The following is a 14921-nucleotide window of genomic DNA, read 5'->3' on the forward strand; positions in this document are numbered from 1 at the left end:
TCTTTCTAATTGAGAATAAATCTCGATTAAATGATAATTATTGATGATGATTATCATCTTCAATTGGCTTAAAATAAGGTTTTAATCTACATTTGATTCAATATCTTTATTTATAATAATTATTATCTAGGTTTATTTTAACACGCTCATCAGTGACTCACAAATAAAAAGATTAAGGAGTTTTTGTGTCATGCAAAATATATTTCAACGCCCATGGACAGTGGCGTTTTTGGCGATTTTTAATACGTTGTTATGGGGGAGTGCGTTCCCGTTCATCAAACTGAGCTATGAGAAGTTGGATATTCAGTCGAACGAATATGGTCAACAGTTGTTGTTCGCAGGCGAGCGCTTCTTACTCGCCGGGGTTCTTCTGCTCATCATCAGTCAGACGGTATTGAAACGTTCGATTCGATTGACGCCTAAGAAGTTTAGAGCGTATGCGCATCTCGGTTCTTTTTTAACGTTTCTTCAATATTTGTTCTTTTATATCGGACTCTCAATTTCGACTGGCGTACAAGGGTCAATCATTGCCGGGTCGACATCGTTCTTCCAAATGGCGCTCGCTCATATCCGCTATGACGATGACAAATTGAATCGTTTGAAAGGACTTGCTTTGACGTTTGGCTTTTCTGGAATCGTGATCGCGAACTGGCCGGCAACTGGTACGGAGGTCGGTTTTGGGTTAGGCGAAGTTTTGTTGATTTTGGCGATGGTAAGTGGTGCGTTCGGGAATTTGATTGCGAAGGATTATTCGAAAGAATATGATGTTGCCCCGATGACAGCTTGGGCGATGGTGATTGGTTCGATTGGATTGCTCATCATCGGCTACTTGTTAGACCCAAGTGGGATCTCGATGCCATACACAGGACAGACGATTGCGTTCCTCTTCTATTTAGCGATGTTGTCAGCGATTGGCTTTACACTCTGGAATACGTTGATGAAACATAATCCAGTCAGTCGGATTTCACTTTATATCTTCCTAGTTCCCTTATTTGGTGTCATGTTGTCAGGTATTTTACTCGGTGAGACGATTCCGTGGAACGCGATTGTCGGACTCATTTTCGTTATCGTAGGGATTTATTTGTCTACTTATTTTCAAGGGAAGCGCGTGAAAAAACGAAGCGTGAGTCATTGAAAAAAGAGACGGAGTTGACGGAATTAAAATCCCATGACAAAATAAATTAAAAATTCTGAATTTTAAGCTCGGAAATCGGTCTTCGTTTGTAAAGACTTGCGTACGCAATCATTCAAAGGAAGGAGGAAAAAACAATGACTAGAAATCGAATCGTCCGTAATATCCTCATCTCGCGTCAACCGAAAGATGAGTACGTCAAGTACGTGATGAAGTGCGTGAGTCAGAGTTTAAAAGAACGTCACGGTCCTGTGGCGACCCGCGCGACGAGACAAGGGGATGACATTCAGACGAGATGGCAGTTCGAAGACCGTGTCGTAGAGGTGACATTGAAATCGGAAGTCCTCGCCTCGCTGGACACGGAGCCGTTCGCACTAGATGAAGTGTTCATCCAGGCGTTGCAGTTAAACGATGAAGAGATGGATCGAGTTGTAGAGTAAAAGAGGCAGATGGTTCATGGGAACCATCTGCCTCTTTATATATTGATCGGTTTTGATTTAGAGGTGAAGAGTCGCAAGGCGAGAATGCCTAAAATCAGCGTATACATGAAGAAGTAAACCTCTTTCGGAAGCGACAACCAATAGGCGCCGATCATCGGTCCTGAAATCGAGCCGATACTGAATGAGATGCTATACAGCATGTTGCCAGTCGGGAGGAGGGAGCGAGGGAGCACCTCTGTCATGTGTGCTAGACCAAGTGAATACGTCGACCCTAACCCTGCGCCAGCAAGAGCGAACAACACGAGTAGACCGACATAGTGATCGACGACAAGATTCGCTAAAGCGAAGACGAGTGTACCGAACGCCAGAACGATTTGCAAAATTCGTTTCTTCCCATACAAGTCAGCGAGTCGACCGAGAGGGAGTTGGACGACGATCGACATGACGATGAACGTTGTAATTAGTGTACTCGTCTCTGTCAGGCTCATCCCGTTACGCGACGTAAAGATTGGGAAGTTGGCATTCAAGCTCGCTTCCAGGAATCCGTATGTAAACGCAGGGAGAAGCGTGTATCCCGCACCGACTAGAATCAACCGGATGCGTCCCTTCGAATCCGTCTTCACTTTCTCGATTTCAGGGAACTCATTCTCGACTTTAAAGACGAGCATCAATGAGGCAAGACAGAAAAAGACGATAATCAAAAACGGTAACCAAAACCATAGATCGACAAGTGGTGCAAGTAAAGGTCCGACGGCGAAACCTAGACTGAACGACATCCCATAATACGCCATCGCGCGACCGAGACTGCGCTTATCCGTAGAAGATGTCACCCACACTTGTGAACCATAGTGGAGGGCAGAGTCACCGAATCCGATGAAGAAGCGCATCATCGCCCACACGAGTAAAGACGGCCAGATGGGCAAAGCGAAAGTCGCGAATGCGGTTAACACAATGCCTAAGACGATTGTTGGACGAAATCCGTACTTTCGGACGAAGCGCTCAAGGAGCGGTGCAGAAACGATTACCCCGACATAGAGCATCGTTGCATTCAATCCGTTCACCCAAGCAGGTGCTCCGTCACGTTCAATCAACGTGGACAGAAGGGGAATGAGCGCACCTTGAATCAAGCCGGATATAAAGACAATCAATAGTAAAATCATAAAACGAAAGCGGAGCATGGATTCACCTCATGAAGTCAAAGTAAAAAGCCGAGAAAGTTCTCAGCTTTTCGTGTCGTCAATCGGTTGTGGAGAGTGATTCAAGTGAAGCAATTCATCATCCCAACTTCCTTGACTAAACATTTCATCATGCTCTACTTTGTCTGAAACGAATGCGGCTGTCAATAAGATGCTAAGCACACCACCAAAAATAATAATGGCCATTACAGTGATCATGAATACATAAATCGCTGTCATCTATATACACCTCGATTCAGTTAATATACAGAACATTTCCCGAATCGAAATAATTAAAACGAAGTAGCTTTACGAGATTGGAAATCGACCTTCGGATAATAAGCTTGCTTGACGAGTGCGTTTGGTCCAAGGCATTTCACAGCGGGACAATGACAAGAAAGCGTAGCATTTAACTGACTGTTCGTCCATGTATCGTAAGCTTCCTGGAATGAGGTGTCGTATACGGTGCCGAGTGTACCGAGCTCGTCACCAAAATCCGTCACGATAATTTGACCATCAAAGATGTTCGTGTTAAGGCGTGAACGGCCGTCCGGATCGTTTCGGACCGTCACGTTTTTTGTTTCATGAAGTCGCTTTAAGAGAGCGCGATCTTCTGGTAAATCGGAACATGCATAGAAGGGTAATGTTCCGAACAACATCCATACGTTCTCGTCACGGACATCGAGCAAATCGTGAATGGCTTGTCGTGTATCAGCGAGCGATGCCGACTCGAGTGCGCTAGCGAAATCTGCGGGGTACATTGGGTGAACCTCATGCCTTTGGCAACCGAGCGATACAATTTCTTCATGGATTTCTTTCAAATGAGGAATCGTTCGTTTGTTAATCATCGTTTCTGCCGACACAATGACGCCTTCGGCCGTGAGCGCGCGTGCGTTGTCTTTCATCGTCTGGAGCATTTTCAATCGTGCCTCTTCACTCGGTTTTCGATCCATCATCGCGAATCCCCCTTCAAGGAAATCGGCATCGGTGCCCCAGTTATGCGAAATGTGCAAAACGTCTAAGTAAGGGGTAATAAGATGATAGCGAGATAACGGTAGCGTCAAGTTCGAGTTGATTTGCGTACGTGCCCCACGTTCTTTCGCATAACGTAACAGCGGGACGACATAGTTGCGAACCGATTTCATCGATAACATCGGCTCGCCACCTGTGATGGAGAAGGCGCGTAAATGTTCGATTTCGTCTAACCGTTGAATCAACAGTTCGAGCGGCACTTCCGGTTCTTCCGTTTGGTCGAGCATATAACCGACCGCACAATGCTCGCAGCGCATGTTACACAATTTTGTTGTGGTTACTTCGACGTTGGATAAGACGAGTCGACCATGTTCGACTTGGTCGAGATAGGCTTCCCAAGGGTCGAAGGTTGGGGAGATGTTTTGCATGTGGATTCCACCTTTTCATCAAGTTACACGAAATAGTATGCTATAATAGCAACTCTTTGTCACGAACCAAAGGAGCGATTACAAGATGGGTAAATCACGTACAGATACCGCCGGAAAGATGAACGTCCTAAAATCGAGAACGGAATTGCTATGTCTATCGGTCAATACGCTAGATGAGCATACGACACCTGAAGATTTACATCGCCTGTTAGCCGACATTGATTCGTTGCGCGCCAAAGTTGTGCGTTACGCCAAAGACCTAGAACAATCGTCTCGAAAGGATGAATCAGATTGAAATTAATTACAGGAGATTTTAAAGATGTCACAGTCGAACGACTTGGCATCAATGGAGAAGGCATTGCGACAATCAATCGCATGGTTATCTTCATTCCGAACTTATTGCCGGGAGAACGAGCAAAAGTTGAAATCACGCGTGTCGAAAAAAACTACGCGGAGGCACGTGTCGTCAAACGCGATAATGACTCAAAAGATCGCGTTAAAGCACCTTGCCCGATTTACGACGAGTGTGGTGGGTGTCAAATCCAACATATGAGTTCACGTCTGCAGATGGAGTATAAGGAAGAAATCGTTCGAAACGCTTTCCGTCAAAAGACAAAACTCAACGTGGACAAATCGGATATCCGTCCGACAATCGGTATGGATGATCCGTGGTATTACCGCAATAAATCACAGTTCCCGCTCGGTACACGCCGTGGGGAAATCGTGTCCGGTCTTTACAAGCCGAATTCGAACCATCTCGTACCAATCGAGCACTGTATGGTTCAACAACGTGACACGACAAACATCAACAATGCGATTGTCCGTATTTTAAACGAACTCGACATTCCCGTCTACGATGCACGTCGTGACACAGGTTATGCTCGGACGGTCGTCGTTCGCTCAGGTTACAAAACGAATGATGTACAAGTCGTTTTGGTCGTCGGACATGAAGATGTTCCGGATTTAGATGAATTAAGTGATCGAATCATGGAATTGCCAAACGTCGTCTCATTCCATATCAACATCAACGCGAATCGTTCAGGTGTGATTTTTGGTTATCGGACGGTTCATATCGCAGGACAAGAGAAGATGGATGAACAACTTGATGATGTGCATTATCATCTATCACCACGTGCATTCTTCCAATTGAATCCGGCACAAACTGAAAAAATGTATCGTGAAGTCGTTGAAGCGGCAGGGCTCACGGGTGAAGAGCGTGTCATCGATGCCTATGCAGGTGTCGGTTCAATCGGTCTTTGGTTGGCACCGTATGCGAAAGAAATTCGCGGGATGGAAGTTGTCCCCGAAGCGGTCGAAGATGCGAATGACCATATGCGTGAAAACGGCTATAACCATGTCATGTATGTGGAAGGACGTGCCGAGCACTGGATCCCGCGTTGGGTGAAAGATGGCTGGATTCCAGATGTCGTGGTCGTCGATCCGCCACGAACAGGGATGGATCATCAATTAATCAACTCGATTATTTCATCGAAGACGAAACGAATCGTTTACGTATCATGTAACCCGCAAACCCTCGCGCGAGATGCCGATCAGTTGATGAAAGCGGGATACAAGGTCAATTACGTTCAACCGTATGATATGTTCCCGCAGACGTCTCACGTTGAATCGGTCGTCGTGTTCGAGAAAAAGAAAAAGAAAAAATATTGACGAGTCCGTGAAAACACTTGATGAGTAAGCGTTTTCACGTTATAGTTCAGATGTCAGACTTCTTCTCAAATTTAGAAGTGGAGGAACATCCAATGATTTCACAAGAACGCGTACAAGAACTCGTGCATAAAGCAATTGAAGCGCGCAAACGCGCCTATACACCGTATTCCAAATTTAACGTCGGAGCCGTCGTCATCGATGCATCTGGTAAAGAGATTACGGGATGTAACGTAGAGAACGCCTCGTACGGACTTTCGATGTGTGCCGAACGGACAGCCATCTTTAAAGCTGTCTCGGAAGGTAGTGACTCGATTGAGACGGTCGTTGTTGTCGGCGACACAGAAGGTCCGATTTCACCGTGTGGAGCGTGCCGTCAAGTCATCGCCGAATTCGCAGGAGAGGATTTTACCTTAATCCTTGCGAACTTGAACGGTGACACAAAAGTGATGACAAAAGAAGAAATGTTGCCTTACGGATTTTCACCGAAGGACTTAACGTAACAAGCTGCGGACGATTGTCCGCAGCTTGTTTATTCGTCTTTATATTTCTTTTCACTCACCGAATCATCTTTGGAGTGACGTTTGTTCTTCTCATCCTTCACCCGTTCATTCAATTCCTCGACGGGAATCGGGTCGACGGTTTGCATGCCGTCCTCGTCAAAAATACTCTCTTTGTCCGTATCGACAGCGTCCGGGTTATCAAACGGACGTTTCGACGTAGGTCGTTTCTTTTCCATCCAATCGCCTCCTTCTCACTACAGATTCCACTCCTTGAAAAGTTGTAAACGTTTTCGGTTTGGGTTTTAAGATGATGAAATGGTGGAATGAAGACTTCATAATGAAGGAGGGGACAGGATGGATCGTAAAGTATTGATGGGGATTGTACTCGGTGTTGCAGGCGCAGCACTCGTTGCACCGAAAGTGGCGGCATTGCTTTCGCAACGCGAGGAAGAAGATACATGGCAGAAGATGGATGAGCGGGAGAGCGTCGATGCGGATCAGGATGAAGCGGAGCAAGGTCTCACGCAACTCGATTCGAGTCATCGTGCCGAATGGCAAGCGAACGGATACCCGCAGACGCATGCAGAGCGAGAACGACTCGAACAAGAGTCGGTCGATCAATATAAAGGGAAAGACATTTAAAAGGCAGCCGCGAGGCTGCCTTTTTACATATCGAACGCTTCTTCTGGTAAGAGAGGTAAGCCGACCGTAACCGTCGTCCCTTGCCCAACTTCTGAGCTGAAGTGAAGCGATCCTTCATGTCGTTCGATAATATGCTTCGCGATGGCGAGCCCGAGACCGGTGCCGCCATCTTTTCGTGTCCGTGATTTATTGACACGATAGAAACGCTCCGTCAATTTATCCAGATCTTCTTTCGGGATACCTCGACCTTCATCGCGTATTTCTGTGATCGCATAGTTTGTCTCGGCGAATGTCTTCACATAAATCGTTTTGCCCGCCTCGGTGTAGCGGAGTGCATTATCGAGAAGGTTACCGATGACTTGTTCGAGTCGGTCATGGTCGCCAAGAATGATCAAGTCGAAGTCTAAATCGGATTCGATTGTCACTCCTTTTGCCCGGGCAATCGGTTCGAGTCGATAAAGGACATCTTCAAGCACTTGCGAATACACGACGGGTTCTTTTGTCATCGGATACGAATCGCGCTCTAGCTGTGCGAGGTCGAGTAAGTCCGTGACGAGACGTTGAAGACGATTCGTCTCGTTTTCGATGATGTCGTAATATTGCGCCCGTGTTTTTTCATCCAACGTGTCATCTTGAAGCATCTCCGTGTACCCACGAATGTAGGAAAGTGGGGTACGGAGTTCGTGACTAACGTTCGCGAGAAACTCTTTTCGCTGTTCTTCGACGAGTCCGAGTGACTCCGCCATCGAGTTGAGGGTATCCGCCAACTCGCCGATTTCATCATCATACACAATCGGGATGCGGTGTGAGAAATCGCCTTGCGCATACACTTGTGAGGCACGCTTCATCTGGATGAGCGGCTGAATGATCGTATCGATAATCTGTTTACCGAAAAGGAGCAAGTTCACGATCATGAGGACGAGTAAGAACGTGATCATGAGCCGAATCGGTTGGAACGGTTCGCTGATTTTACTGAGTTCCATATAGAGGATGAGCGCATTATCGAGTTCCCCGTCACGTATGAGCGGGAAAGCGGTCATTAATATATCGACGTCCTCGGTCGGATGCTTTCGCGTAACAGAAATGGCATACCCGTCTTGGAGACGTTCGAGGTCTTGTTGCCGTAGGAACGTCTTACCGGAGCCGAGTGTATCTTCTCGAACAGAGGAAAGGAACACTTTCGTTTCGGTCAGTTCGTTCGTATACGTCATACTGTCAGCGAACGCGTCAGAGAAACCGTCGGCCTTATAGATTGTGACGAGTTTCTCTCCGCGGTTGATGAGCAGTTCTTCTTGCGTTTGGATATAGAATTTGTCGTACAAATAGAACGTCATAATCAGAAACACGAACGCTGAGAAGAGGCTGGCTGTCCAGATGGTAATCCAAATCCGCTTCCGGATCGTGTATCGCTTCATCCGTTTGCCTCGAATTTATATCCGATGCCCCAAACAGTTTGAATGTAACCGCCAGCCTCCCCGAGTTTCAGGCGTAACGTCTTAATGTGCGTGTCGACCGTGCGAAGGTTACCGTGATATTCGGTTCCCCAAATTTGATCGAGCAACTGTTCACGAGAGAACACTTTTTCGTCGTTCGTGATGAACAGGTAGAGTAAGTCAAACTCTTTTCGTGTCAGGTTGACGGTTTTCCCTTTCACGCTGACGGCGCGACCTTCGATATCGATGGAGAGAATGCCGACATCAAACGTCGCTTCTTGTTCTTTTGAAAAACTGTGTGTGCGACGGAGTGTCGCTTCGATACGAGCAAGTAACTCGCGCGGGCTAAACGGCTTCGTGATGTAGTCGTCAGCCCCGATTTTTAGACCGTGTATGCGGTCGAGTTCTTCAGAGCGTGCCGTCAACAGAATGATCGGAACGTTCGAGAACTCACGGATACGCATGCAAGCCGTCAATCCATCGAGTTCCGGCATCATCACGTCGAGTAAGACGAGATGGAACGTTTCTTCTTTTAAGCGTTCAATCGCTTCAAGGCCGTTTGAGGCGGTGACCGTCTCATACCCTTCTTTTTCTAAATTTGATACAAGTAAATCTCGCATTTGTTCTTCGTCATCAGTTACGAGGATACGAAACATTGATTCTGACATATGCCATTCTCCTTTACGAAACGGTTAACGAGAGTTGTGATGAATCCCTCATACCTTTATCATACCTATCTCTTCGAATTAGAACAGATTTATTCGGCTCCGACAAGTTACCTCCATCAAATCCACACAAAAACGCCACAAAAAAGCCAATTCTTTGACAGAATTGGCTCATGCTTCGAGTTGTGCCTCGTAAGGGACTTCGTATTCCGGGATGTGAAGGGCGTGCAAGTAAAGTTGGAAGCTCGATTTGGATACTTCGTATAATACATATTCCACATCACCTTGGTTGATTTCAGCGAGCAGTTCAGAACGAAGCTCATTCGCGCAAAACGCGTACGGGAGCTTCTCTGCTGCAGCAATCGATCGTTCATTCGACTTACGAATCTTTAAGAACACACTTTCAATATCAAGCTCGAAGAACAGTTCTGAGAAGAACGCCTCTTTCGCAACTTGATTATAACCTTTGCCGTGATACGGCTTGCCAAGCCACGTGCCGAGGAATCCATAGCCGGATTCGACATCGAACAAGCTGATCGTCCCAATCGGGGTGCCATACTCGTTCGTGATGGTACGTGAGATGATATTTCCTTGCTCCTCTAGCTCGATGATTTGCTTCGTGCTAAATAAAAACTCGTCAAAGTGGACCGTCTTTTGACGGACATACGGAAAGACATCTGGGTGTTGCATCAGTTCGAACAACTCCGCGCAGTCGGTGAGCTCACGAAATTTGAGCACCTTTACATTCCTCCTCCTATTTCAGACCGCTGAAGAATAGTCGTAACGAAAGCATACTTCTGGCTTCGCTGTTCGAACCGCCTTGGCTGCTTTATGAAGTTACAAGATAATTTTATATAGTATTTTTAAAAAAGCAAGTAAATTATGCGTAAAATGCTTATGAAAAATAATGAAAATTATTCGACCTCATGATGCGTTTCCGCACGGTCTGTTTTATAGACAACTTCACCATTAACAATCGTCATAATCGGCTTCGCTAAATAGTCGAGCGGGAAGTGATTCCAGAGCACGAGATCGGCGTCTTTTCCGACTTCGAGTGAACCGATGCGGTCGGCGACACCGAGTGATTCAGCAGGGTTGATGGTAATCCCTCGTAGCGCAATATCGACGGGTAACCCTTCACGTGCAGCAAGACCAGCACATAAATTTAAATACTGCACCGGCGTGTACGGATGATCGGTTGTAATGGAAACAATCATGTCGTGCTCATGGAGGATGCGGTACGTTTCCCACGTCTTATTTTGAAGTTCGATTTTCGACTTTCGCGTAAAGGTCGGTCCGACGGTGACATGTTTCACACCGAGCTCTTGTAACTTTTCTGCGACGAGGTGACCTTCCGTACAATGTTCGATGCGGTAGTCGAGGTCGAACTCTTTTGCAAAACGGACGACCGAAAGAATATCGTCTGCACGGTGCGCATGCACGCGAATCGGCATGTCGCGGTCTAGGGCGAGTTGGATCATCTGACTCCCGAACGTGCCGATCGTCTTCGTCGAACCGACCGTACGAAATGCTTCACGGAGCAAGCCCATGATTCCCATCCGCGTCAGGTCGCCCGTTTTCCCCATACTATGAATTCGTTTCGGGTTTTCGCCGAGTGCCATCTTCAGTCCCGCATGACGGCGGACAATCATATCATCAATATAGCGGCCGTGCGTTTTGATGACACTTGTCACACCGCCGATGACGTTCATACTCCCGGGCATGACCTGAACAGCGGTCACGCCAGCCATCAATGCTTCCTGGAACCCTTCATCGAGTGGGTAGACACCGTCGATGGCACGAGCATGTGGTGTCATCGCTTCGACCGTTTCGTTGGCGTCATTCCCGACAGAGCCTGTCCCCTCGTCGTATAGACCGAGATGGGTATGCGCGTCGATGAAACCAGGGAATAAAAAGTTCCCTTCTGCTTCAATGACATTCTCACCATCCGTCGGCTCGAGCAATTCGGCCATTTCGACAATCTTTCCATCACGGACACGGAGGTCTCCGTAAAAATGGGGGGCGGTAATCGGATAAATATGGGCGTTTCGAATAAGTAAGTGACTCACAATTCATTCTCCTTAAGCATCTTGTAATAAGTTTTTTAATGCGGGTCCTAATGTGTCATATCGGAAGTTAAAGCCATGTTGGAGCGCTTTGGTCGGTACGACTTTTGCTCCTTCTAAAACGATGACACTCTTTTCACCGAGTGCGAGTTTCATCATTGGGGCGGGTGCCGGGATCCAGTGAGGACGGTGCATCACTTTTGAGATCGTCTTCCCGAATTCATTCATCGTCACCGGTGTAGGGGCGGTTCCGTTTACAGGACCTTCGATTGTATCCGTTTCGATGATATGCACGAACAACCGCACGAGATCATCTAAATGAATCCATGGAACCCACTGCTTTCCTGATCCAATTTTACCACCGACTCCGAACTGATAGGGGAGTTTCATTAATGGGAACGCACCGCCGTCATTCGATAAGACGACACCGGTACGCATTGTCACGAGACGAACGCCTAAATCGCGAATCGGTTCAGCCTCTTGTTCCCAGAGGACACAAACATTCCCGAGGAAATTGGTTCGTGTCGGTAATGGGGTTTCTTCTGAATACGTGATGGAACGGTCTTCGCCGTATATGCCGATAGCCGAGCCGCTGATAACGACTTGAGGTTTTTGTTTTAACTGTTGAATGATCCGGACGACTTCCTTCGTCCCCTCGATTCGACTTTGGAGGATCGCTTGCTTTTGTTTATGGGTCCAGCGCCCGTCGTTGATGGATGCCCCTGCCAAATGGATGAACGCGTCTGTTCCTTCGAGCTCTTCTTCTGGCCTGCTAGTTGGCGTTAGCCATTCGATGAACGACACCCCGCGATGGCGAGGACGTGGATGTCTTGTCAAGACGACGACTTGGTGACCGGCGTCAGCCAGTGCGCGGACGAGCGGTTGACCGATCAACCCAGTTCCACCGGTGATTGCGATTTTCATGAAATTCCCTCCGATATCATGTGTTGTTTCTAAAATGGGTATAAGTCAGTATATCCAGATGAATACCCTTTCTTCTAACTTATCAAAAATCCTTTACGCTTTCTGAACGTGATATGTTAGAAACATGAAATGGAGGGGAGTCGTTGTGAAAATTGCGAAGTTCACGACCCAGCAAAAGAATAAAGACCGATTGAACGTTTTCATTGAACGCGAAGGGAAAGAAGAGTTTGCATTCGCCATCGATGTTGACGTGTTCATCAAGTACGGGCTCACAAAAGGGATGGAGCTCGAGGACGACTTTGTGCAAGATGTGCTCGAGGCGGAAGAGGCACAGAAGGCTTATAAACTAGCGGTCAACTATTTATCTTACCGAATGCGTGCAATTTCAGAGGTGCAGGACTATCTCATGAAGAAGGAGTTAAGCGAAACTGCCATCAAACATGCCATCACGCGACTAAAAGAACAGCGTTACTTGAATGATGCGGAATTTGCGAAAGCTTATGTCCAAACCAAATTCAATACGAGTCCAAGTGGACCAATCAAAATCAAACGTGAGCTCGAACAGCTCCGCATTCCACCGGACGTGGTTGAATCCGTATTAGCATCAATCACACACGAAGAACTCGTCGAAAAGGCTGGAAAGTACGTAAAACGGAAACAAATGGAAACAAATCGTCGTTCTGCCACAGAAGTGCAACAAAGAATTCAACAAACCCTGATGCAAAGGGGGTTTACCTTTGATATTATTTCAGAGGCGATTCAAACTTTTTGGGAAGAAGAGGACGAAGATGTCGAGATTGCGGCATGTCTGAAGCAGGCTGAAAAGTTGAATCGGAAGTTCAGCGGGTATGATGCGTTCGAGCGCAAACAGCGCATGAAGATGCAGCTTCGGCGCAAAGGATTTCCGTATGATGTGATTGAACGTACGTTAGAGAGACTCGTTGAAGAAGAATCGTGATGGGACATCTGTTTACGGTAGGGGAAAACACGAAAAGGTGGGTCTACATTGACGATTTTAGAATGGATTACAGCACTGACACCGATTGTGGCCGTGCTCATCTTATTGGTAATTATGCGTTTACCTGCATCAGTAGCCATGCCCTTGTCACTCGTGACGACGGCGATTTTAGCGTTCTTCGTTTGGCAATTGGATGCGACTCGAATCATGGCGGCGACACTGCAAGGACTCGTCATCGCCGTCACGACCGTATGGATCGTCTATGGTGCGATCGGGATGATGAATACGATGAAAGAAGGCGGCGGAATGAATGCGATTCGCTCTGGATTCGTCAACATCACACCCGATCCGCGTATTCAGGTTCTGATTGTCGGTTGGTTGTTCGTCTCATTCATTGAAGGGGCTTCAGGATTTGGTACACCGGCGACGGTTGCGGCACCGCTTTTAATCGCCCTCGGTTTTCCGCCGATTGCTGCTGTCGTGATCGCACTTTCTGCGGACGTATCAGCCGTCACGTTTGGAGCGGTCGGGACACCGGCACTCATCGGGATCGGGAATGGCCTTTCGCTAGACGTGAACCAACCTGAGTCAATCGCCTTTTTGACGGAAGTCGTCTTGCAAACCGTATTGATTGATATGGTCGTCGGTCTATTCATCCCATTCATTTTGATTTTGATGCTGACACGCTTCTTCAGTAAGGAGAAGTCAATCAAACCAGCCCTCGAAGTATTTCCGATTGCGATCGTGGCTGCGCTGTTATATAGCGTACCAGCCTACATTTGGACACTTGTCCTCGGATTTGAATTTGGTGGAATGCTTGGTGGACTAACAGGTCTCGTCATTCTCGTAACCATGGCACGAAAAGGGATTCTCATGCCGAAGCGCGTATGGACGTTCGATGGATATATGGATGAATTGAAACCATCTACCGAAAAAGTAACGGTAACATCGAACAAGCGTGAACTACCGCAGTGGAAAGCGTGGGCACCTTATCTCATCTTGACGATATTCTTAGTCCTCACCCGTACGGTTCCGTTCTTGAATGAACTATCTCGGAGCGTTCGGATCAACCTGCCGAACATTTTGGGCGTAGAAGGAATCTCGACGTCTTGGGAGCCGTTCTATTCACCGGGATTCATGTTCATCTTGACGATCATCGCAACATTCTTCTTGCACAACATGAGTTGGTCGCAGGTGACGTCAGTCTTTAAAGCGACGACGTTTGGAATCGTCGGGACAGTCATCACATTAGCAGCTTCTGTTCCAATGGTCCGTATTTTCATTCACTCTGAAAATGGAGGAGCTGGACTCGCATCGATGCCGGTCGAACTTGCGACGGCAGCTGCTGACACGTTCGGCGGGGTATGGCCACTTGTCGCACCGTGGATCGGGGCCCTCGGCGCATTCGTTTCGGGCTCGGCGACCTTCTCAAACATGATGTTTTCAAGTTTAACGACAAACGTAGCCGAGTCTGTCGGAATCAACGAGACGCTCGCCTTGTCGATGCAGATGGCAGGAGCGAACGCAGGGAACATGATCTGTGTGTTGAACGTCGTAGCGGTTGCTTCCGTTGCGGGACTGCTCGGTAAAGAAGGGACCATCATTCGATACACGCTCATGCCGATGATTTATTACGTCACGGCAACAGGGGTCATTGGTCTCATTTTAGGCATGTTTTTCTTAAACTGAATCAAGTTACAATTTTTTTACAAAATAATATTGACAATTTTCAGAACAGTCTGCTAAGGTTTGAGTAGATTTTAAAACTACGAAACGAGAGGAGCCAGAATGATGAACAACATTGCACTCACAAACACACTCAAAACATCATATGGCTACTCGTATTTAACTGCGTGACTTTGGCAGCTGGATAGGGGTAGTGTCCTTTCCCTGACCATGCAAAAGATTGAAGACTACT

Annotated in this window: 17 protein-coding genes; 8 read left to right on the forward strand and 9 right to left on the reverse strand. The window is 47.2% G+C overall.

The genetic code is table 11. The annotated features are described in order from the left end of the window. Positions 1 to 190: 190 nt before the first annotated feature. Together PQI28_RS11980 and PQI28_RS11985 are read left to right on the forward strand one after the other, a co-directional pair. Positions 191 to 1135, forward strand: coding sequence for a DMT family transporter (locus PQI28_RS11980; RefSeq protein ID WP_337874385.1), 945 nt, complete (start codon positions 191 to 193; stop codon positions 1133 to 1135). Positions 1136 to 1269: 134 nt separating this feature from the next. Then, complete coding sequence (locus PQI28_RS11985; RefSeq protein WP_214696351.1) at positions 1270 to 1572, forward strand: hypothetical protein; 303 nt, start codon at positions 1270 to 1272, stop codon at positions 1570 to 1572. A 35-nt stretch (positions 1573 to 1607) separates the two neighbouring features. On the opposite strand, the gene PQI28_RS11990 is transcribed toward PQI28_RS11985, so the two are convergent. Genes PQI28_RS11990 through yfkAB form a run of 3 tightly spaced genes read right to left on the reverse strand, consistent with a single transcriptional unit; the run spans position 1608 to position 4147 of the window. After that, positions 1608 to 2750, reverse strand: coding sequence for an MFS transporter (locus tag PQI28_RS11990; protein WP_214785679.1), 1143 nt, complete (start codon positions 2748 to 2750; stop codon positions 1608 to 1610). A 42-nt stretch (positions 2751 to 2792) separates the two neighbouring features. Beyond that, complete coding sequence (locus tag PQI28_RS11995; RefSeq protein ID WP_214785678.1) at positions 2793 to 2987, reverse strand: hypothetical protein; 195 nt, start codon at positions 2985 to 2987, stop codon at positions 2793 to 2795. Between the two features lie 53 nt (positions 2988 to 3040). Further along, positions 3041 to 4147, reverse strand: coding sequence for a radical SAM/CxCxxxxC motif protein YfkAB (gene yfkAB, locus PQI28_RS12000; protein WP_339963437.1), 1107 nt, complete (start codon positions 4145 to 4147; stop codon positions 3041 to 3043). An 85-nt stretch (positions 4148 to 4232) separates the two neighbouring features. On the opposite strand from yfkAB, the gene PQI28_RS12005 reads away from it, so the two are divergent. Genes PQI28_RS12005 through PQI28_RS12015 form a run of 3 tightly spaced genes read left to right on the forward strand, consistent with a single transcriptional unit; the run spans position 4233 to position 6315 of the window. Continuing rightward, positions 4233 to 4442 carry a hypothetical protein gene (locus PQI28_RS12005; RefSeq protein WP_015880867.1) on the forward strand — a complete coding sequence of 70 codons (210 nt, stop codon included), beginning with the start codon at positions 4233 to 4235 and terminating at the stop codon, positions 4440 to 4442. Beyond that, a complete protein-coding gene (gene rlmD, locus PQI28_RS12010) occupies positions 4439 to 5815 on the forward strand; it encodes a 23S rRNA (uracil(1939)-C(5))-methyltransferase RlmD (RefSeq protein ID WP_214747172.1) in 1377 nt (458 codons plus the stop codon). Before PQI28_RS12005 ends, rlmD begins: the two co-directional genes overlap by 4 nt. A 50-nt stretch (positions 5816 to 5865) precedes the next feature. Next, complete coding sequence (locus PQI28_RS12015; protein WP_214747524.1) at positions 5866 to 6315, forward strand: cytidine deaminase; 450 nt, start codon at positions 5866 to 5868, stop codon at positions 6313 to 6315. A 29-nt stretch (positions 6316 to 6344) separates the two neighbouring features. Here PQI28_RS12015 and PQI28_RS12020 read toward each other — a convergent pair whose 3' ends face one another. Beyond that, positions 6345 to 6551, reverse strand: coding sequence for a hypothetical protein (locus PQI28_RS12020; protein ID WP_074033092.1), 207 nt, complete (start codon positions 6549 to 6551; stop codon positions 6345 to 6347). 118 nt (positions 6552 to 6669) lie between these two features. On the opposite strand from PQI28_RS12020, the gene PQI28_RS12025 reads away from it, so the two are divergent. Beyond that, positions 6670 to 6957, forward strand: coding sequence for a hypothetical protein (locus PQI28_RS12025; RefSeq protein ID WP_214696335.1), 288 nt, complete (start codon positions 6670 to 6672; stop codon positions 6955 to 6957). Positions 6958 to 6980: 23 nt separating this feature from the next. On the opposite strand, the gene PQI28_RS12030 is transcribed toward PQI28_RS12025, so the two are convergent. The 5 genes from PQI28_RS12030 to PQI28_RS12050 all read right to left on the reverse strand — a co-directional run bounded on the left by PQI28_RS12030 (position 6981) and on the right by PQI28_RS12050 (position 12045). Further along, on the reverse strand, positions 6981 to 8372 hold the full coding sequence (locus PQI28_RS12030) for a sensor histidine kinase (protein ID WP_214747166.1): 1392 nt from the start codon (positions 8370 to 8372) through the stop codon (positions 6981 to 6983). Then, a complete protein-coding gene (locus PQI28_RS12035; protein WP_015880873.1) occupies positions 8369 to 9058 on the reverse strand; it encodes a response regulator transcription factor in 690 nt (229 codons plus the stop codon). The genes PQI28_RS12030 and PQI28_RS12035 overlap by 4 nt, the downstream gene beginning before the upstream one ends. A 168-nt stretch (positions 9059 to 9226) precedes the next feature. Next, entirely contained in the window at positions 9227 to 9793 is a 567-nt protein-coding gene (locus PQI28_RS12040) for a GNAT family N-acetyltransferase (protein ID WP_074033096.1), read from the reverse strand. A gap of 176 nt (positions 9794 to 9969) precedes the next feature. Then, on the reverse strand, positions 9970 to 11124 hold the full coding sequence (locus tag PQI28_RS12045) for an amidohydrolase (protein WP_274664117.1): 1155 nt from the start codon (positions 11122 to 11124) through the stop codon (positions 9970 to 9972). A 12-nt stretch (positions 11125 to 11136) separates the two neighbouring features. Next, positions 11137 to 12045, reverse strand: coding sequence for a TIGR01777 family oxidoreductase (locus tag PQI28_RS12050; RefSeq protein WP_339963438.1), 909 nt, complete (start codon positions 12043 to 12045; stop codon positions 11137 to 11139). Between the two features lie 145 nt (positions 12046 to 12190). Here PQI28_RS12050 and recX point away from each other — a divergent pair, with 145 nt between their 5' ends. Both recX and PQI28_RS12060 read left to right on the forward strand, forming a co-directional pair. After that, complete coding sequence (recX, locus tag PQI28_RS12055; RefSeq protein ID WP_339963439.1) at positions 12191 to 13003, forward strand: recombination regulator RecX; 813 nt, start codon at positions 12191 to 12193, stop codon at positions 13001 to 13003. A 48-nt stretch (positions 13004 to 13051) separates the two neighbouring features. Beyond that, positions 13052 to 14692: an L-lactate permease gene (locus PQI28_RS12060; protein ID WP_339963440.1), complete on the forward strand. Its 1641-nt coding sequence runs from the start codon at positions 13052 to 13054 to the stop codon at positions 14690 to 14692. Positions 14693 to 14921 lie beyond the last annotated feature (229 nt).

The sequence above is a fragment of the Exiguobacterium sp. USCH10 genome (genome assembly GCF_037619445.1).
Lineage (GTDB): Bacteria > Bacillota > Bacilli > Exiguobacteriales > Exiguobacteriaceae > Exiguobacterium > Exiguobacterium aestuarii_A.